20 protein-coding genes and 1 pseudogene are annotated in these 18,685 nt (G+C 46.7%); 14 read left to right on the top strand and 7 right to left on the bottom strand.

The features are described from left to right. Window positions 1-37: 37 nt before the first annotated feature. The 3 genes from N7386_RS07615 to N7386_RS07625 all read left to right on the top strand — a co-directional run bounded on the left by N7386_RS07615 (window position 38) and on the right by N7386_RS07625 (window position 2,344). A complete protein-coding gene (locus tag N7386_RS07615; protein ID WP_279767797.1) occupies window positions 38-1,321 on the top strand; it encodes a DEAD/DEAH box helicase in 1,284 nt (427 codons plus the stop codon). Between the two features lie 65 nt (window positions 1,322-1,386). Continuing rightward, the gene (locus N7386_RS07620; protein WP_086904846.1) at window positions 1,387-1,857 is read left to right on the top strand and encodes a dual specificity protein phosphatase family protein; all 471 of its coding nucleotides are present in this window, start codon (window positions 1,387-1,389) and stop codon (window positions 1,855-1,857) included. Between the two features lie 34 nt (window positions 1,858-1,891). Then, window positions 1,892-2,344, top strand: coding sequence for a hypothetical protein (locus tag N7386_RS07625; RefSeq protein ID WP_254803567.1), 453 nt, complete (start codon window positions 1,892-1,894; stop codon window positions 2,342-2,344). 3 nt (window positions 2,345-2,347) lie between these two features. Here the strand turns inward: N7386_RS07625 and tnpA are convergent, their stop codons facing one another. Next, complete coding sequence (tnpA, locus tag N7386_RS07630) at window positions 2,348-2,764, bottom strand: IS200/IS605 family transposase (protein ID WP_037426855.1); 417 nt, start codon at window positions 2,762-2,764, stop codon at window positions 2,348-2,350. A 45-nt stretch (window positions 2,765-2,809) separates the two neighbouring features. Between tnpA and N7386_RS07635 the strand changes: the two genes are divergently transcribed. From N7386_RS07635 to N7386_RS07655, 5 genes are all read left to right on the top strand, one after another. Next, complete coding sequence (locus tag N7386_RS07635) at window positions 2,810-4,015, top strand: transposase (RefSeq protein WP_279767801.1); 1,206 nt, start codon at window positions 2,810-2,812, stop codon at window positions 4,013-4,015. Window positions 4,016-4,057: 42 nt separating this feature from the next. Beyond that, a complete protein-coding gene (locus N7386_RS07640) occupies window positions 4,058-5,266 on the top strand; it encodes a phospholipase D family protein (protein ID WP_279767802.1) in 1,209 nt (402 codons plus the stop codon). 91 nt (window positions 5,267-5,357) lie between these two features. Next, the gene (locus N7386_RS07645; RefSeq protein ID WP_088213161.1) at window positions 5,358-6,257 is read left to right on the top strand and encodes a chemotaxis protein CheV; all 900 of its coding nucleotides are present in this window, start codon (window positions 5,358-5,360) and stop codon (window positions 6,255-6,257) included. A 172-nt stretch (window positions 6,258-6,429) separates the two neighbouring features. After that, entirely contained in the window at window positions 6,430-7,656 is a 1,227-nt protein-coding gene (sstT, locus tag N7386_RS07650; protein ID WP_011716493.1) for a serine/threonine transporter SstT, read from the top strand. 76 nt (window positions 7,657-7,732) lie between these two features. Next, complete coding sequence (locus tag N7386_RS07655; RefSeq protein WP_088213162.1) at window positions 7,733-8,257, top strand: CIA30 family protein; 525 nt, start codon at window positions 7,733-7,735, stop codon at window positions 8,255-8,257. A 52-nt stretch (window positions 8,258-8,309) separates the two neighbouring features. Here N7386_RS07655 and N7386_RS07660 read toward each other — a convergent pair. Continuing rightward, window positions 8,310-9,689, bottom strand: a pseudogene (locus tag N7386_RS07660) (Gfo/Idh/MocA family oxidoreductase). Between the two features lie 248 nt (window positions 9,690-9,937). Then, window positions 9,938-10,282 (bottom strand): tyrosine-type recombinase/integrase, encoded by a 345-nt coding sequence (locus N7386_RS07665; RefSeq protein ID WP_279767807.1) that lies wholly within the window; start codon window positions 10,280-10,282, stop codon window positions 9,938-9,940. Between the two features lie 849 nt (window positions 10,283-11,131). Between N7386_RS07665 and N7386_RS07670 the strand changes: the two genes are divergently transcribed. From N7386_RS07670 to N7386_RS07680, 3 genes are all read left to right on the top strand, one after another. Then, the gene (locus N7386_RS07670) at window positions 11,132-11,788 is read left to right on the top strand and encodes a hypothetical protein (RefSeq protein ID WP_279767808.1); all 657 of its coding nucleotides are present in this window, start codon (window positions 11,132-11,134) and stop codon (window positions 11,786-11,788) included. A gap of 67 nt (window positions 11,789-11,855) precedes the next feature. Further along, window positions 11,856-12,878 carry a hypothetical protein gene (locus N7386_RS07675; RefSeq protein ID WP_279767810.1) on the top strand — a complete coding sequence of 341 codons (1,023 nt, stop codon included), beginning with the start codon at window positions 11,856-11,858 and terminating at the stop codon, window positions 12,876-12,878. Window positions 12,879-13,254: 376 nt separating this feature from the next. Then, complete coding sequence (locus N7386_RS07680) at window positions 13,255-13,854, top strand: hypothetical protein (protein ID WP_279767812.1); 600 nt, start codon at window positions 13,255-13,257, stop codon at window positions 13,852-13,854. Between the two features lie 355 nt (window positions 13,855-14,209). Here N7386_RS07680 and N7386_RS07685 read toward each other — a convergent pair whose 3' ends face one another. Then, window positions 14,210-14,332, bottom strand: a complete 123-nt coding sequence (locus tag N7386_RS07685; protein WP_279767815.1) for a hypothetical protein — start codon at window positions 14,330-14,332, stop codon at window positions 14,210-14,212. 232 nt (window positions 14,333-14,564) lie between these two features. Between N7386_RS07685 and N7386_RS07690 the strand changes: the two genes are divergently transcribed. Beyond that, entirely contained in the window at window positions 14,565-14,999 is a 435-nt protein-coding gene (locus N7386_RS07690; protein WP_011625756.1) for a hypothetical protein, read from the top strand. A gap of 135 nt (window positions 15,000-15,134) precedes the next feature. On the opposite strand, the gene N7386_RS07695 is transcribed toward N7386_RS07690, so the two are convergent. The 3 genes from N7386_RS07695 to N7386_RS07705 all read right to left on the bottom strand — a co-directional run bounded on the left by N7386_RS07695 (window position 15,135) and on the right by N7386_RS07705 (window position 17,187). Continuing rightward, window positions 15,135-15,806, bottom strand: coding sequence for a pseudouridine synthase (locus N7386_RS07695; protein ID WP_279767816.1), 672 nt, complete (start codon window positions 15,804-15,806; stop codon window positions 15,135-15,137). Window positions 15,807-15,901: 95 nt separating this feature from the next. Continuing rightward, the gene (locus N7386_RS07700; RefSeq protein WP_279767817.1) at window positions 15,902-16,456 is read right to left on the bottom strand and encodes a protein disulfide oxidoreductase; all 555 of its coding nucleotides are present in this window, start codon (window positions 16,454-16,456) and stop codon (window positions 15,902-15,904) included. A 104-nt stretch (window positions 16,457-16,560) separates the two neighbouring features. Then, window positions 16,561-17,187, bottom strand: coding sequence for an acyl carrier protein phosphodiesterase (locus N7386_RS07705; RefSeq protein WP_279767819.1), 627 nt, complete (start codon window positions 17,185-17,187; stop codon window positions 16,561-16,563). Between the two features lie 182 nt (window positions 17,188-17,369). Here N7386_RS07705 and N7386_RS07710 point away from each other — a divergent pair, with 182 nt between their 5' ends. Continuing rightward, window positions 17,370-17,573, top strand: a complete 204-nt coding sequence (locus N7386_RS07710; protein WP_011622163.1) for a hypothetical protein — start codon at window positions 17,370-17,372, stop codon at window positions 17,571-17,573. Between the two features lie 64 nt (window positions 17,574-17,637). Continuing rightward, window positions 17,638-18,675 carry a tRNA preQ1(34) S-adenosylmethionine ribosyltransferase-isomerase QueA gene (gene queA / locus N7386_RS07715; RefSeq protein ID WP_279767821.1) on the top strand — a complete coding sequence of 346 codons (1,038 nt, stop codon included), beginning with the start codon at window positions 17,638-17,640 and terminating at the stop codon, window positions 18,673-18,675. The last annotated feature ends 10 nt before the right edge of the window (window positions 18,676-18,685 follow it).

An 18,685-nucleotide genomic window follows, 5' to 3' on the forward strand; every position in this document is an offset into this window, starting at 1 on the left:
CGGTCATATTTGTTATTGATGAGCCATGTAATTTTTTATGACCCAAGCTTCTTCCTCCGTTGCCAGCTTTGCCGAACTTGGCATTATTGCGCCCCTGTGTAATCGACTCTCTGAGCTGACCTATGCGGCCCCTACGCCCATACAAGCGGCCACTATTCCGGCCGTGCTCAGTGGACGGGACGTATTAGCGGGGGCGAATACGGGCTCAGGCAAAACGGCCGCCTTTGCCGTGCCGTTATTGCAGCGCCTGTTTGAGGCGAAAACTGCGGAAAAGTCGGCAGGCCAAGTGCGTTGTTTGGTACTGGTGCCAACTCGCGAATTGGCGCAGCAAGTTGCCGATAGCTTTTTATCCTATGCTTCTCACTTCAATGGCCAACTTAAGATAGTCGCGGCGTTCGGCGGCGTGTCTGTCAATCTGCAAATGCAAAGCTTACGCGCGGGGGCCGATGTGCTGGTGGCAACGCCTGGCCGTTTATTGGATTTATTAGCCAGTAATGCGCTTAAGTTAAACCGCGTCTCGGCCTTAGTGCTGGATGAAGCTGACCGCATGTTATGCCTTGGGTTTACCGATGAATTAAATCAAGTGCTTGAGGCGCTGCCCGCCAAGAAACAAACCTTATTGTTTTCGGCTACATTCCCTGAAGAAGTCCGAGCACTCACGGCCAAATTACTCCATCAACCGCTTGAATATCATCTGCAAAGTGAGCAAGAAAGCACTATTGAACAGCGTGTTATCACAGTCAACCGTGAACAAAAAACGGCGCTATTGGCACACTTGATTAAACAGCATCAGTGGTCGCAGGCGCTTATTTTTGTTAGCGCTAAAAATACTTGTAATCACCTCGCACAGAAGCTGTCTAAACGTGGGATCAGTGCCGAAGTCTTCCATGGCGATAAGGCGCAAGGCGCGCGTACTCGGGTACTCGATGGCTTTAAAAGTGGCGAAATCAGTGTATTGATTGCGACTGATATCGCAGCCCGCGGTATTGATATTGATAAACTCCCTGTGGTGATTAACTTCGATTTGCCAAGAAGCCCGGCCGATTATATGCACCGTATTGGTCGTAGCGGCCGCGCGGGAGAGGCGGGTTTGGCGGTGACCTTGATTTCCCATGAGGAATATCATCACTTCGGCGTGATTGAAAAGAAAAACAAAATCAAACTGGTACGTGAACAAATCACCGGATTTGAAGCGAATGCCGAGATGCCACTGGAAGTGTTGGCGCAGGAAAAACCGCAGGCTAAACCCGAAGGCACTGGCAAGAAAAAGCGTAAACAGTTACCCGCGGCGAACCTTGAATTTTGGGGTAAAAAGTCTTAATTCCTTGGGCGTGAGTTATGCTTAGTGCATCTCATGTCCCTTCGCATCTGGTTTGTGGGAGCAGTATGCAGCATCTATTTTGGTTAGTTGAAGGCAAGATAGCGGGTCGAAGTGGCCCCAATAAGGATCCTTGGGATTTAGCCGAGCTTAAGGACTCTGGGATCCGTGCCGTGTTATCCGTGAATGGCGGAGAGGGCTGTGAGCCGGGCAGTTTTAAGCATCATGGATTGCGTTATGAATGCATTCCTTTCTCCCGCAATGTCCCGCCGCAGGAAGGGGATGTTGCAATATGTGTTGCCCAGCTACCGCGTGCGCTGGCGTTTATTCAGCAGTGTGAAGCCGATAACTTGCCCGTGCTAATCCATTGCCGCTCGGGTAAAGACCGTACTGGGCTTATTATGGCCTATTACTTGATGGTCAATGGCGCCGCGCCTTTGCATGCCGTTAGTCAAGTACGCAGTATTCGCGATATTGCGTTTACTGCCGAAGGTTGGGACCAGTTTGCCTTCGATGTGCTCTATGCGTTACAGGACTAACCATCTGAATTCATAAAATAAGGAATACCATTTAGTGACGATATTAGGGATATCATCGCGCAGTTGTGGCGCCACCTTCGCCAACACAATCGCCCAGCATCTTGCCAAGAAGATGGGGCAAAAACGCAAGAGTTATCCCGTCAAACAAATGGTATTTCGTCTCTCGCTTCCCTTTTGGGGGCTTTTGCTCCTGTTGATTAACGGTTGTAGCTCAATGGCAGAATTACCCGCAAAATCAATTGAAACAGCCTATCCCTTAGCCGAAAACTCCACCCTGTATCAGGCGGTAAAAACCGCCATGACGCAGCATCCCGAGCAAACTGGGGTATTTCCCCTCGGTGATGGGGTCGATGCCTTCGTCGCTCGCTTGTTGCTGATTGAGTCCGCCGTCAGCAGTATCGATCTGCAATATTATATTTATCGGATAGCGCGGAAAACCTCGCCGTTCAGGGCGAGGATGAATAGCGCAACGGCGAAGCCGTTCTGAGGGCTACGCCGGAGTTTGTTGCTGCTCAATATACTGCCGGATGATCTCAATTGGCGCACCACCACAGCTCCCCGCAAAATAACTGGGCGACCAGAGCGCACCTCCCCAGAGTTTCTTTTTGATCGAAGGGTAATTCTTTTTTCGGATCATCCGGCTGGATACACCTTTGAGACTGTTAACCAGATTCGACACGGCCACCTTCGGCGGGTAATTCACCAACAAATGCACATGGTCGTCTTCACCGTCGAACTCAACCAGCTCTGATTCAAAATCAAGACAGACCTTTTCAAAAAAGATTTTTAGATCATCCAGCACTTCTTTGGTAAAGACATTTCGTCGGTATTTTGTTACAAAGACCAAATGAACGTGCATTTTAAAAACACAATGCCTGCCATGCCTTAAATCGCTTTCAATTTCCATAGACCAATCTATAATTGAGTTGTATTGACACAGTATGAGCAAGCCATGCAACGACTGCAAGCCTACAAATTCGAACTGATTGTCACTGGAGAGCAGCAGCGCCAGATGCGCCGCTTCTCCGGTGCTTGTCGGTTTGTCTATAACAAGGCGCTGGCGTTGCAAAAAGAACGACATGAGCAGGGTGAAAAGAAACTATCGGCCTTTGAACTGAATAATCTGTTACCACAATGGAAAGCAGAGCCAGAAACAAAATGGCTGTCTGATTCACCTTCTCAAACGCTGCAACAGTCGCTGAAAGATTTAGATCGGGCGTACAAAAATTTCTTTGCCAAACGAGCAGACTTCCCGCGCTTCAAAAAGAAGGGTCAGTCAGATAGCTTTCGCTATCCACAAGGGGTGAAACTGGAGCAAGGCAATAATCGACTCTTCCTGCCCAAGCTCGGCTGGCTGCGTTACCGCAACAGTCGGACGGTGGAAGGTGAGATTAAAAACGTCACGGTCAGTCAGGTTTGTGGTAAGTGGTATGTATCGATCCAGACCGAGCTGGAAGTTGAAATTGCCGTGCATCAGGGCGATGCCATCGGCATTGACATGGGCATTGCCCGCTTTGCCACCCTGTCCGATGGCCGTTTCTACGCCCCGCTCAACAGTTTCAAACGGCACGAAACCGCTTTGCGCAAGGCGCAGCAGGCCATGAGCCGCAAGGTAAAATTCAGCAATAACTGGAAAAAGGCCAAAGCCAAAGTTCAGCGCATTCATTCCAATATCGGCAACAGCCGCCGTGACTACCTGCATAAAATATCAAACGACATTAGCAAAAACCACGCGATAGTCTGTATTGAAGATTTGCAGGTCAAAAACATGTCAAAATCAGCGGCAGGAACCGCCGAGCAACAGGGTAGGAATGTTAGGGCGAAGTCAGGCCTGAATAAAGCCATTCTTGATCAAGGCTGGTTTGAGTTCCGTCGCCAGCTCGATTACAAGCTGGCATGGAATGGCGGCCACCTGATCGCCGTTCCACCGAAAAACACCAGCCGGACGTGTCCGTGCTGTGGTCACATATCGAAGGATAACCGCGCCACGCAAGCTCGGTTTGCCTGTGTGGAATGTGGCTTTGAAGAAAACGCCGATGTCGTCGGCGCGATCAATGTATTAAGGGCGGGACACGCCCGATTAGCCTGTGAAGTGAGTGGTGCAACAATGCCGCCAGCAGCAGGAACCCACCGAAGCGAGTCCGGCGTTCGCGCCTAACCGCAGTAGGAATCCTCGTCGTTTACGGCGAGGAGGATGTCAATGGATGCCGCGGATCGCGGGGTGCGAGTGCGTTTATTGCTGGATGATATGACCAGTGCCGACATGGGCGAGCAGCTAATTGCCCTCGCGCGCCACCCTAACATCAATATTCGGCTGTTTAACCCAAGCACAGAGCGCAATTACCGCGGCCTTGCCATGTTGTTTGGTTTTAGTCGCTTAAATCACAGGATGCACAATAAATCGTTCACAGTGGACAATGTGATGACCATTGTCGGTGGGCGTAATATTGGTGATGAGTATTTTGCGGCAAATCGTGACCTCGAATTTGGCGATTTTGACCTGTTAGCCATGGGCGATGCAGTGCCTAAGATATCCGATGAATTTGACCGATATTGGAATGCCGACACGACCCATCCGATTGAAGTCTTAAGTGACCATAATCCCACGCAGGCGGAGCTTGAGGCGCTGGCGCAGCGGGTGAGTGAACAGCGTGAACAGTCCAAATCCAGCGAATATGTGAAGCGCTTAGCCGAAAGCCAATTATTGGCAAATTTGCAGAGCGATAGCATGACTTGGTTTTGGGGCAAAGCCTTAGTGCTGGTTGACCCGTCCGATAAATTGCAGCAGGGCGATAAATCCACTTGGTTGCTCAGCCAGTTATTACCTTACCTGACGCAGGTGGAGTCCGAGTTACTCATCATTTCGCCTTATTTTGTGCCGACGCAATCGGGAACCGATTTGCTCACACTCTTGGCGCAGTCGGGTAAGCGGGTTCGAGTCATAACTAATAGTCTGGCGGCAACCGATGTGCTGGCGGTGCATGCGGGATATAAGCAGTATCGAAAAACCTTGTTGGCCGCGGGCGTCGAAATCTACGAAGTGAAAGCTCAGGCGGGTGAGCGCTCCCACAGCTGGCATGGCAGCTCAAAAAGCAGCCTGCACGCCAAATCGTTTGTATTTGATAATAATCAGATATTTGTGGGCTCATTTAACTTTGATCCCCGTTCTGCGGCGGTGAATACCGAGCTTGGATTGTTGATCACTCAGCCGCAATTGAGTGGCCATGTCAGCCATAATATTGAGGAAAAGCTCGCGACGAATACCTATCGACTCGCCTTGGATGATGGCGATCTCGTCTGGTGGGACGATGGGGCGCAGCAGCGCTACGACAGTGAGCCTGATGCCGGATTTTGGCGTATCTTTGTCGCCGATTTCCTCGGGCTATTGCCAATAGAGTCACAGTTATAAGCTAAGGTGACTAAATAGCGGTTTTAGCTATCGCAACTCATTTTGTGAACCGTTATGATAAAAACAGAATAGTTAATGAGAATTTAGGTTTATGAAAAGCAAGGCAAGTCAGTCCCAGGGGCTATTACTGTTTCGGTTATCGCAAACACAGGTCTTTGCTCTGGGCACGCTTAAAATCCGTGAGTTAGTGCCTTACACTCCGCTGAGTAAAATTCCTCAATCTCATCCGACGATCATGGGCGCCGCAAAGATTCGCGGCCATACCATTCCCGTGGTAGATATGGCGGCAGCGATTGGTTATCGCCCCATCAGCGATGAAGAGCGCCAACATTGCTATATCATCATTACCGATTGTCAGCGGATGATTATCGGCTTTTTGGTGCGTGCGATTGATAAGATCATCGAGTGTAATTGGCGCGATATTGAAGCGCCATCGGCCAATTTAGGCCGCAATGCCTTTTTAACTGGAGTAACGCGTTACGATAATCAGCTGGTGCAGTTACTCGACGTGGAGTTGTTGCTGTCGAAGGTCTTCCCCGATGCGCCCGAGGCCAATCGCGCCATTTTAACTGACGTGCAGCGCGAGAAGTTAAAACCCATGCGTATTTTGCTGGTGGATGATTCTAAGGTCGCGCGCAAACAACTTTCCGATGCGCTCGATAGCATTAACATTCCTTATTTTGTGACCCCTGACGGTAAAGAGGCGCTCTCGATTATGGAGCAGGCCGCCGCCGAGCATCATCCTATCGATATTCTGGTCAGCGATATTGAAATGCCTGGGCTCGATGGTTATGAGCTGGCGTTTGAAGTGCGTGACAATCCTCTTCTCGCCAAAGCTTATATCATTCTGCATACCTCACTTTCGAGCGAGATCAGCGTCAGCCAAGCCCACCAAGTTGGCGCAAATGAGGCGCTGACAAAGTTTGATGCCCATGAGCTGGTGGAAGCCATGCTGCGGGGCGCCGATTTAGCGGCTACGCGGGCGAATTAGGCCCCATGTTGGATTTTTGTAAGGGTTTTGCAGGGGCAGGGTAATTTAATCGGCTTATTTCCCCGCAAAGCTAGACAAGTTCGGTCACATCCTATAAAAACCTTATTGGCCTCGATTTTGAAGGTGTGGGGTGGGGAAACTCAGCCGAAATATAATAACGATAGGTTAAGTAATGAAACAAGAATCGTCTTTGTTAGCCAAGTTGGCTAATGGCAGTTTGGTGCTGCAAATTCTCGTGGGGATCATCGCTGGTGTGAGTCTAGCCAGTTTTTCACATGAAGCCGCAAAGCAAGTCGCGTTTTTAGGAAGTCTCTTCGTAGGTGCATTAAAAGCCATCGCACCTATTCTGGTGTTTATCCTTGTGGCGTCTTCCATCGCCAATCAAAAGAAAAATACTCAAACCAATATGCGCCCGATTGTGGTGCTGTACTTATTTGGCACCTTCGCTGCTGCGTTAACTGCCGTGGTGTTAAGCATGATGTTCCCAACCAATTTAGTGTTGGTCGCTGGCGTTGAGGGCACCAGCCCGCCGCAGGGCATTGGCGAAGTGATCAATACCTTACTCTTCAAACTGGTTGATAACCCAGTCAATGCGTTAATGACGGGCAACTACATTGGCATTTTGGCTTGGGGTGTGGGTTTAGGTTTAGCTCTGCACCATGCTAGCGATTCGACCAAGCAAGTATTTGCCGATGTAAGCCATGGTATTTCGCAAATGGTGCGTTTTATCATTCGTTTAGCACCTATCGGTATCTTTGGTCTGGTGGCAGCGACCTTTGCCGAAACCGGTTTTGCCGCCATTGCCGGTTACGCCAAGCTATTGGCCGTGTTACTCGGCGCGATGGCTATCATAGCTTTGATTGTTAACCCGCTGATTGTTTACGTGAAAATTAAACGTAATCCCTATCCTTTAGTGATCCGTTGTCTGCGCGAAAGTGGTGTAACCGCATTTTTCACCCGTTCTAGCGCAGCGAACATTCCAGTGAATATGGCGCTGTGTGAAAAGTTAAAGCTGCATGAAGACACTTATTCTGTCTCTATTCCGTTAGGTGCAACCATCAACATGGGCGGCGCGGCGATTACCATTACCGTGCTGACCTTAGCCGCGGCGCATACCTTAGGCATTCAGGTGGATTTATTAACGGCGTTACTGCTGAGTGTAGTGGCGGCGATTTCGGCCTGTGGCGCATCCGGTGTGGCTGGTGGCTCGTTACTGCTTATTCCGCTGGCCTGTAGCCTGTTTGGTATTTCTAATGATGTGGCCATGCAAGTGGTTGCCGTTGGCTTTATTATCGGGGTTATCCAAGATGCGGCCGAAACCGCACTGAATAGCTCTACGGACGTGATTTTTACGGCCGCTGCTTGTGAAGCCGCTGAAAACAAAGCTAAACTTGGATAAAGTGTGCTGTTGTTAGTGTAGAAAAAGTATCATAAGAGCAGTCACCACGGTGGCTGCTTTTTTTATGGGAGTAGTTATGATCCTTTTCGATTTTAAGGACTTAGATGCGGCTAAGTCTTGGTATGGCGTTAATGATACCGTGATGGGCGGGCTGTCACGCAGTAAGCTCACCATCTCACCTTTAGGCTATGGGATGTTTAGCGGCCATGTGTCGCTCGCCAATGGGGGGGGCTTTGCCTCGGTGCGCTGCGAGTTTTCGCCGCTTGATGTCGGCGAGTTTAGTGGGATTTACCTCGAACTCGACCGTGACAGAAGCAAGCACTACAAAGTGAACCTTAAGGATGCTGATACACCGCAGAGCACGGTTTATCAGGCGCCAATGCCTGATGCTAAGCATCAATCCTTTGGCGTTAACGGTGGCAGTATTATTCACTGGCAACGCATCGAAATCCCTTTTACGGCGTTTCATCCCCAGTGCCGCGGTAAGCCGATTGAGCGTGCTGCGATAGATTTAAGCCGTTTGACTAGCATAGGGCTGGTGATTGGTGCGCAGCAAAGTGGTGATTTTTCGTTAAAGATTAAATCGATAGGTTGTTATTAAAGGGATAATCCTAAGTTTATCCCTTTACGTTAACCGCTCACTTTAGAGTGATTTAGGCGCCGACAATACCTAATGGCGTGGCATGCTCCCACGCACCGCGGGTAAAGTCGGGGAAATTGACCGAGTTGCTGCGGTTATTCAGCGATTGCTCACTTAAAATATTCACCACAGACCAAGCGGCGCCATCGTAGACATCCTGATCGAGCGCCTCGCCGTTACGTAGGCAATAGACCATACGCCAGAGCATCACAAAATCCATCCCGCCATGACCGCCGTTGATTTCGGCTTCTTTACCGATTCGTTGCCAGAGTGGATGATCGTATTTGTCATACCACTTTTGCATGTCCATATCCCACTCGTGGTAACTCTTACCAAAACCGCCGTGCTCAACGGCAATCCGATTTGGGAATCCGGCAAAAACGCCATTGGTGCCTTGGATAAGGTTATGGCGGCTGTAGGGCCGAGGAGTAGTGGTATCGTGCTGAACCATAATGGTTCGGCCCTTTACGGTTTTAATCAGGCTAGTGCTCATATCGCCATTGATGTACTTGAGCTGATTACGCTCATGATCGGCGGGGAATTCTCGTTTGGCATACAGCGCGCGCCCGAGTGCGGGTGAACTCATGGAGGTGAGATAATCGAAACGGTCACCACGGTTGATGTTCATATATTGAGAAATCGGCCCTAAGCCGTGGGTGGGATAGAGGTTACCGTTGCGTTTGGTGTGCCAATAGGTGCGCCATGAACCAGTTTTATGGTCGATTTCCTTCATTTGCCAGCGCAGCTCATGGATATAAGCGGCCTCACCGTGGAGCAGCTCGCCAAACACACCTTGGCGCACCATGTTGAGCACCATCAATTCTTCGCGGCCGTAATTGACGTTCTCCATCATCATGCAGTTTTTCTGAGTGCGTTCGGCGGTGTCGACAAGCTGCCAGCATTCTTCCACTGTCAGTGCTAATGGCACTTCCACAAAGGCGTGCTTACCACTTTCCATGGTATCTATGGTCATGGGAGCGTGCCATTCCCACGGGGTCTAAATAATCACAATATCGATATCATCGCGGTTTAACAGTTCGCGATAGCTGAGATCATTCCCTGTATAGACCGCAGGTTTGGGCCGGTTTTGGTTAACGATATGCTCAACGGCTCTATCGATAACGGCTTGGTGGGTATCACAAATGGCTTTAAGTTCCACGCCTTCTAAGTGACAGAATTGTTCGACATGGCTAAAACCCCGCTCTCCCACACCGATAAAACCGACTCTAACCAGCTCCATTTTCGGGGCGATAAGTCCAATAACGGATTTTCCTACGCGGGGTTTAGGGGCAACGCTGCTGGCGTTGGCATTGAGGGCAATATTGGCCGTAACCAGGCCTGCGGTAACGGCGCCCGCGGCTTTTAGAAAATGGCGGCGATGAATATTGTGCATAAGCTTCCTGCATTATTTTTGATTATTTGTAGGGCGATATATATCCCGTTTGTTATATCAGAATCCTAAGCTGAGTGAATAATAAAAGATGTAAAAAGCTCTTATAGGTTTAGTTGGCTTAAAATACATAAGGCATTGATTTTTTGATTAAACTAAAGAATACCAATGAGTTACTAAAAAGATGTGAATGTAGTTTAATCTATTTAAATCAAACAAAAAAACTAAAGTGGGCAATTTGTGGATCACATTCAGACCAGTGGATTATACCTTGTGGCTTCTTGTAAGTGGTCTGGTGATAGGTGCGCATAACGCATCGTCATCTGAATTGAGCCGTGGCCGAGAATTTTTTGCAGAGTGAGAATGTTGCCGCCGTTCATCACAAAATGGGAGGCAAACGTATGTCTTAGAACGTGGCTCGCTTGGCCTTTGGGAAGCACGATACCGGATGATTTAAGCACTGCAAGAAACTGGTGATAACAATCAGCAAAGAGGCGGCCATTACCGTTGGGGAGTTCTGCGCGAAACTCTCGCGTGATGGGGATAGTTCGGTTTTTGCCGTTCTTGGTGTTAATAAAGTTAATCCGGTCATCCAATAGTTGCGTGCTTGTTAGGTTTTGCGCTTCGCTCTATCGGGCATCCGTGCTAAGGCAAATTATTTACAATAAGCAGCATCTCACCAGATAATAGCGCTAGAAGCTGTGCAATTTGTGGTTTGGTTGAAAACGACTGATCTTTTGCTTGTAACTTTATAGGTGGCGCTGACTTTAGCGGGGGCTCGCCAGCAAATTCCCCTGCGGCAATTAATACTCTTTACACGCCTTGCAGACGGGTGAGTTCAAGATTGGTGGTTTTAGGTGTGATCTTTTCGAGTCGTTGCGCCCGATAATTTAAGTAAAAATTAGTGTTAATTTGGTGGCTTTGTGGGTTGCCCATTAGCTTGCAAGTTGAGATTAAATTTTTACGTGTATAAGTGTTTAAAAAAATGCTCTCGCGGGGTGAGATCACCTAGTGATATGCAAGAACTCATCACTGCATCATCAGCCACAAAGATACAAAAAATAACTTAGCAGCAAATGAATGTAGCAGTAAGCCGCGTCTAATTAGAACGCGGCTTTTTTGTCGCTAACTATTAATTGAGTCATATACACCACGCAAAGCATCTTCCCATTCATCAATACTCAGCAACTTGCCAGTTTCACACTAGGTGATTACCTACCGCGGCCTAAAATGAGCGAGATGAAATGATAAAGCTAAAACAATATCAAATGATTACCCATCAAACCGTATAAAAAACCGCTACCGCAAAAAAGCAAATTCCTATAGCATCATTTATACCAATTGACATGGATGTGGCAGCGGCCAAGCCAAATCCAACAAGTGATTTATGCCCTGCAAACAGCGCAGCGCATAAATACTGAGACGTTAGATTTATAGGAGGTAGTGTGCAATTCAGTTTCACTCAAGTAGTTATTGGTGCATTTGCTTTAATCGGCGCAACTGCTACTGCCACTTGGAACATTCGAAATGATCGTATTGAGGAGCTTGCCTCAAGGGTAGAGGCATACGAAAATTCTCAAAAATGGAGGTTGCCTGAAACGATATCTAAGATAGAAAAGGCATCTGACCATTTAAGCAAACAAATTGAAAAGGTTCTTGAAAACAAAAAGCTTAAAGATTCGTTTGAGAATGCCAGTCAGCAACTGAAGGTAAAAGACGATGAAATTGCCTCGATTAAGATTGAGTACGAGAAGAAATTGAATGAGGTTGAACTTAAACTCAAAGAAACAGCCAGGATTCTTGAACAAAAAAATGAATTCATTAATAGCCTTTATAATACAGCGGAAGAGTTTTCTGTTTATAAAGGCAAGTCAAAGAGTCTTTTCGGGCTTGACGCTGTTATTTCAGTGACAGGTCTCATGCTTAATGACCACGCGAGTATGATCATCAGTAACAAGTCAGTGATAATGTACCCAGGTAATGTCGTCACAATTAATCACAATGACGAACGTTGCAAGCTTCTTCTAAAGCAGATAACAGATTATGACAAAGTAGATTTTACCTTTGTTTGTGACAAACAATCTAACAAACGTGTCAATTAGGACGCTCGTAAGCTCGCGTTTATTACACGGACGTTATAGTCACTAGTAAAATTATGGAGAATTACGTTTGGATTACTCTCATATAGAAAGAGCGAAAGCAATTGAAGATCTCAATCATAATTGTAATGAATACCTTGACTTAAGAGAGCGTGATAAAGGTAAAGGCACTGCTTATGGTTATCAATGTCAATTTTGCGGTGAGTTTCGAGGTGGTGAAGTTAGTAAAAAGAAAGTACAGCAAGTACCTAGTCGGTATGACTCCGAGCTTTTGGATGTGTATTTCAATAAAATAAAACAAATAAACACAGCCCTTTATCCAACATCTCATATTCCAAAGGTCGTATATAACCCGATTGATCATAGCTCTGAAATTGAAAATTTAATTAATAAATATTGTGAGGAAAACAGTCTCGAACGCAGCAATGTATTCAGAATTTTTCTATCAAGACAACGTGAAAAATACATAGAAAATGAATTCAATAGTAATTGGCAGAGCGAACAACAGTTACATGCTTGGTTTATGGAAAACCTGTCTGAACACTTTGATATATATAGTGAAGTCAAAGGCAGTGGTTTTGTTAATCGACAAAAACGAAATTTAAGGATTGACTTCGTTATAAAAGCAAAACCTAAGTTGATCCAACATGGATTCACAGATCAATATATTGGTGTCGAAGCGAAGTATCTCAGTCCCAAAGAAGGTAAGGGGTTTGCAGGGAAAAGTTCCTCTGGAGTATTTCAAGCCCTGAGCTATTGGTATTCTGGAGCAAGGTGGTGGTTACCAGAAAAAGAAAGTGAAATTGAACTAGCAAGCGTTCTTATGTTCAGTAATTTATCATTTCAAGATGAATCGGACGCGATGTTTAACACACTAGATGATCATTATCGTAAAGTATGGAGATCATATTTGAGTATTGCCAATCATGCCAATGTGGGGGAATTGTTAGTTCGCACATATAAAGGAGCTCTCAGCTACTGGAGTATGTCATATAATGGTTCAAAATATTATTCTATGTATGCTTCTGGTGATTATCACAAAGGAACCCCAAATGTGATCAACAAACATAGAATTGGAAATGCTAAAGCGTGATTATAACAAATAGTTTAAGAGTGATTCAGCACGCGTGGCATTTTTGATATACGTTGAACTAAGCCGCTGCGCGGAGCTTAACTGCGATTTAGTGGAATGATTAACCTGCTCGAATCAGCTAGACTTAAAAAGATGCGATGGAACACAACCATGACAAAGGATTTTCAATAAAATACGCAGAAACTACGCAATATTATTTGTTCAAAACAGCTCCGCAGCTCAGGCCTTGCCTCAAAAAAAGCAAATTCCTATAGCATTAAGCATACCAATTAATTGTGATTTGGCAGCGACCAAGTCCAACAAACGATTTATGCCCTGCCAACAGCGCAGCGTACAAATACTAAGATGTTAGGTAACTAAATCAGGAGTTGTGAGTTTGAATCAAAGACAAAATCAGTTTTTACACTATCTTGGAAATACTCTCTCTGAGTTAGAGTATCGACTTAATGAAATTCTAAATTTATGTGATAGATCCATTGAACAATATCAAAATGGAAATTCAGAGACCAAAGGTCAAGAACTTAACTTTGCATTTTCTGCATTCAGTGGGCAATTACAAACCATAAAGGATGTATTACCTGTAATATCTGGGGAACAAATATCTTGGTCAATGCTTGGGACTGTTAGGCATGCAAAATTTATCAAAGGTTGTCGTAATGCTATAACTCATGATGGTCAACAAGTTATCAATATGTGGGTAAAAGGAAAATATTACGTAGCTTGCGACTTTCATCGGATAACCTCTAAAGGGGTGGAGCTCATTTTTGCTCCTTCTGAAGATATTGCTACTATCTGCACTGAGTTTACGCTAGGCCTCCTCGACTTAGTTAAACAATGTTTAGATGGCCTAGTTTATGATTTAAGTGAGAGTCAGTCTTTGTATGATGTTCGTTTTTATGATGCCGCAATTCGTCATCCAGCAATCAGCAATTCGTCATCCAGCAATCAGCAATTCTGTTCGAGAAATGTACGTTGATGTAGATAAAAGTAAATTAGAGCAACCTGTTGACTTAACTGCTGAACTAAATTCTAAAATTGATAAACTACGCCTAATATGCACCTCGGTACATACTTAACAAACGCCTCAAGTGAGCCGGGGTGGTTACGGTTGTTGTGTTTGAGTTTAGTGGTAATGCGTTGTTACCCCTTAACGCGGCGTTAATCCATAGATATTTTAACCTGTTTTTCACCTGGGCCTCGGGGTCCACATAAATCAAATTGCCTGGTTTAAAATCGGGAGATTTGTTCTTGCCTTTCACCCTCAGAATAAACGAGCGCTTACTGCATCTGATCGGGTAGGGTAAAGCTCTACATCGAGGGGAGAGGGTTATTTACTTTTTAGGTAAACGTCCGCCGCTGGCTAAGCACTCTTCAATGGTTTGATATGGGGTATAGGTTTTGGTGCGCTTATAAGAGCGGCTGGATTTGTCGTGGCAAATATCGTTTTTGCTCATTCGTGGGTATGAATGCGTAAGATGTGAAATAAGGTATTTATCTTTACTTTAGCGATAGGTAAATAGTGATAAAGATCGCGTTTTTATTTTTTAATTAAGCTACACTGCCGATTAATTAATCAGGCGAAATTATCTTTTAGTTTTTAAACGTTTAGCAAATTTAATTTAACCAAAAAATTACATTTTATGGTGGATTTGGGGTAATTTGCGACTCGGGGGAGTAAAGCGGTAAATGGGTTCTATGCTTAATGTACTACCACAACTGACGTTCACTTTAGGTGAGTGGGTATTGCATAAGGATATCAGGATGTCTGGGATTGAAAAACGCCGTCGCCTTCATTGGCGGGAGTCAGATATGCAAAATCGAGAAATTATTGGTCGTTGGTTAGATGAGCGTCCACTGCTTGGTGACAAAATTACCCTCTATAAAGAAGCGGACAAATATTATTTAGAAACCTGGTTTAGCGATGGCTGCCATAGTTTGGATGAAGTGAGTCTGTCCGATACGCCGCAGGGCCAAAAAGTGGAAGATGTCGGCGGCAACTTCTTCGGTGAATATTTTATGGTGACGCCTGCCATGCAACTGCAGTTTTGCAATGAGCAGGGCAGTTATTTCCAAGTCGATAAGTTGATGGCGGATATTGATTTCAATCAGCGCGTGGCTTAATGAGTCGCAGTGAAATACGCTAATCAATAAATCGGCAAATACCAAGCCGATTGGCTAAATACGAGGTCGCTTAAGGCGACCTCGTGTCTTTTTAGGGCTTATCCATTAATTAGGGTTATTGATTAAGGTTATGCGCTAAACCGAGAACGGATGTTTGCTGTAAAAATGCATGGCTTTACCCGAGTAAGGATGGGTAAAACGTAAACTTTGGGCGTGAAGGCTGAGTCTCGGTCTGGCCTTGATCACTTCATCATCGCCATAAAATTCATCCCCAAGAATGGGATGCCCTAAGGCGAGCATATGCACCCTGAGCTGGTGGGTACGACCCGTTTGTGGCGTTAATTCGACTAAGGTGCTGTTTTCGCGTCTTTCTAGCACTCGGTAATGGGTCAGAGCACTCTTTGCGCCAGCCGTCCCCGCCGTTTGAGTCTTTTGATAGGGCGGGTGCTCGGGATCGGGCGCGATGGCTAAATCAATTATCCCAGCATCCTTTGCAATCAAACCCATGACCTCGGCGATATACACTTTCTCGTTTTGCCTATCTTGGAACTGGGTTTTTAACTGGGACTCGGCCTTTTTGTTGCGAGCAAACACCATAATGCCTGAGGTGGCGCAATCGAGTCGATGCACGAGAATGGTGTCAGGATACAAGCGTTGTAGTCGGGTGAGGGCACAATCGAAGGTATGTGCGGCTCGGCCGGGGTTAGACAACAATCCAGAAGGTTTATTAATAATGATCAAATCCCTATCTTGATAGCGAAGATCTATCCAAGGGACTGAAGGGGGCTGGTAATCAAATATCTGCATCGTATCCTCATCATTTGCGCGGCCATACTAGCAAAATATCAGTCACTAAGCAGTATATTCTCGAGCTGGCATTAGCTGAGGCTGTTAAAACTGAACTAGAACTGAGCCAACCACAATCTGAACTTCATGCCCCAAGTCGAGGTGACTCCCGAGGTGAGATAACGAATTTCCCCTTGGGTATCGATAATATAAATAGCCGGAAATGCCATCGCGCCCCACTGAGTACTTCGCTCACCATTGTCATCGTTTAGCACCGGAAAGTGATATTGATGCTCGTCTATATAGCGCTGGATCTCGCGATCACTGCCAGAAGCCACGGCCACTGAAATCACCTTATGGTCTTGGCTGATACTCTCAACCATAGGGGAGGTGACGCGGCACACCGGACACCAAGTGCCCCAGAAATACACCAATGTTGGCTCACTCTTCGCGACATTAAGCGCAAGCTGGCTGCCATCAATGGCAATACCGCTTAATACTGGCGCTTGGCCGGTGATCATATCCCGTTGCAAATAGAGGCTGACGCCGTAGAGCACCAGCGCCATGATGCAAAGATCCCTAAGCTGTTTAAGCCAAAAGCGCGGGCTTTGCAGTTTTTGGCGCCAACTGAGTGGTTGAGCTGGCTTAGGGCTTGAGTTTGCTGACGTCACTGTGACGGGAACCTCACTGAATAGGCGTTATCGCAAAGGCGTTAGAGTAAACGCTTAGGCTTAAACAAGGCTTGATACCAGAATGCAGGCGTTCGACTTCGAGCTTAGTCTGCTGAGCCACTGGGTAAATAGTCACTCGGGGTTTTACGACTCCAAATACGGGTGTAGGCCATCAACTGAGGGTAGAAGGTGCGAAAGGCGGTTTCTGTCTCAATCTGCATTTTCGCTAACAGTTTATCCGCGCCGTTAAATAAGGCACTGTGCGGATGACCTTTTGCCCGTTGCGCTAATGCCTGTTGAATGCCTTTAGGCGTGGCGTAAGCGTTTAACCAATCTTGACGGCGCATATCGGCGATGATGTCCTGACAGGATTGTGGGTGATACTCATCGCTTTGCGCGGCAAATTCTGCCAGTTCGCGATAGGCTTTTTGGCTAAACTCGGGCAGCGGTAGGTGATGATATTCTTCCCAGTAGTAAGCTAAATAATGATCGAAACTTACGAACATCAAATCTGCTGCTATGCTTGTTAACTGGGCAGGGAACAGGGCCATCAGCTCTTGGGTCAGTTCATGAGTGGCGCAGAGCTGATTGATTTCTTGGTTTAACCACAGTCCTTGGCGAAGTGCTTGTGGCGCAGAATCGATTGGCGCGGTGATAAAATTGCCTGCCAGATTGGCGCCTAGGTGGGTTTTACTGATCTCGGCCAGATGTAAGTGTGTAAGAATGTTCATTTTTTGTGCTTGGTTAATCGCGTTAGTTCACGGTATCATGGGCGGGCGCGCTGAGGAAAGCGCAAATAGGCAAAAATCGTGTGCTTTTCTAAGGGAGTGCTTACGTTAGCGTTTCAATTGGAGGGTAAATGCTGACGCGGGACTGAAAATGCACCAATCAATTAACCTGTTAAGGATCATGGATGATGTGGAACTGGTTTACCAAAATGCTCGGTAAAGACGAGCGCCCTAAGCGTAAAAAAGTGCTTGTCGATATTCCCTATGAGCAACATAGCTTTCGTATGGATCATTTTTCGCGGACTCGGCCTAAATATGATGTCGACGATGCGTTAGCCTCAAATGTGCTAAATGAGTCAGACGCGGATATGGATATCGCGAACAAGTAATCTTGATCTTATTGGCCTCTAACCATAGACTAGCCGCCGTTCTAAGCTATCTAGAGGCCTTTGCATGCGCGTAACAGACTTTTCCTTCGTTCTCCCCGACGAACTCATCGCTCGTTATCCCATGGCGCAACGCAATGCGTCACGTCTGTTAACCTTAGATGGCAATACTGGCACGCTCGCCGATAAACAGTTTACCGATCTGCTGGGGATGATTAATCCCGGCGATTTAATGGTATTCAACAATACCCGGGTGATCCCAGCGCGTTTATTTGGCCAAAAGGCCAGTGGTGGCAAACTCGAGATTTTAGTTGAGCGTATGCTCGACGATAAGCGCATCCTCGCCCATGTGCGTAGCTCTAAATCCCCGAAGGTAGACAGCATTATTCACCTCGATGGCGGTTATGAGATGAAGATGGCAGCGCGCCATGACGCCTTATTTGAACTCGAACTCTTATCCGAACTGACGATTTTAGAAGTGCTCGAAGCAGTAGGGCATATGCCACTGCCTCCTTATATCGACCGTCCCGATGAGGATGCCGATAAAGAGCGCTATCAAACCGTCTATAACCAAAACCCCGGAGCGGTTGCCGCGCCAACGGCGGGATTACACTTTGACGATGCAATGCTCGATGCCTTAAAGGCCAAGGGCGTGAATATCGCGTTTGTGACCTTGCACGTCGGCGCAGGGACTTTCCAACCTGTGCGCGTTGATAACGTGCTCGAGCACAAAATGCATTCCGAGTGGGCCAATGTGCCGCAGGATGTAGTGGATTTAATTGCCCAAACTAAAGCGGCGGGCAAGCGTGTGGTTGCTGTGGGCACGACGTCTGTGCGCTCACTGGAGAGTGCGGCCCGAGCAAGTGAAGGCGAACTGAAAGCCTTTAGCGGCGATACCGATATCTTTATCTACCCTGGGTATCAGTTCCAAATCGTCGATGCCATGATCACTAACTTCCATCTGCCGGAATCGACGCTCATCATGTTGGTCAGTGCCTTTGCCGGTTTTGATCATGTTATGGCGGCGTATCAACACGCAATCACGCAAAAATATCGCTTCTTTAGCTATGGCGATGCCATGTTTGTGACGAAAAAAGCTCACTAGACCAAGATTT

Source organism: Shewanella sp. GD04112 (assembly GCF_029835735.1).
GTDB lineage: Bacteria > Pseudomonadota > Gammaproteobacteria > Enterobacterales > Shewanellaceae > Shewanella.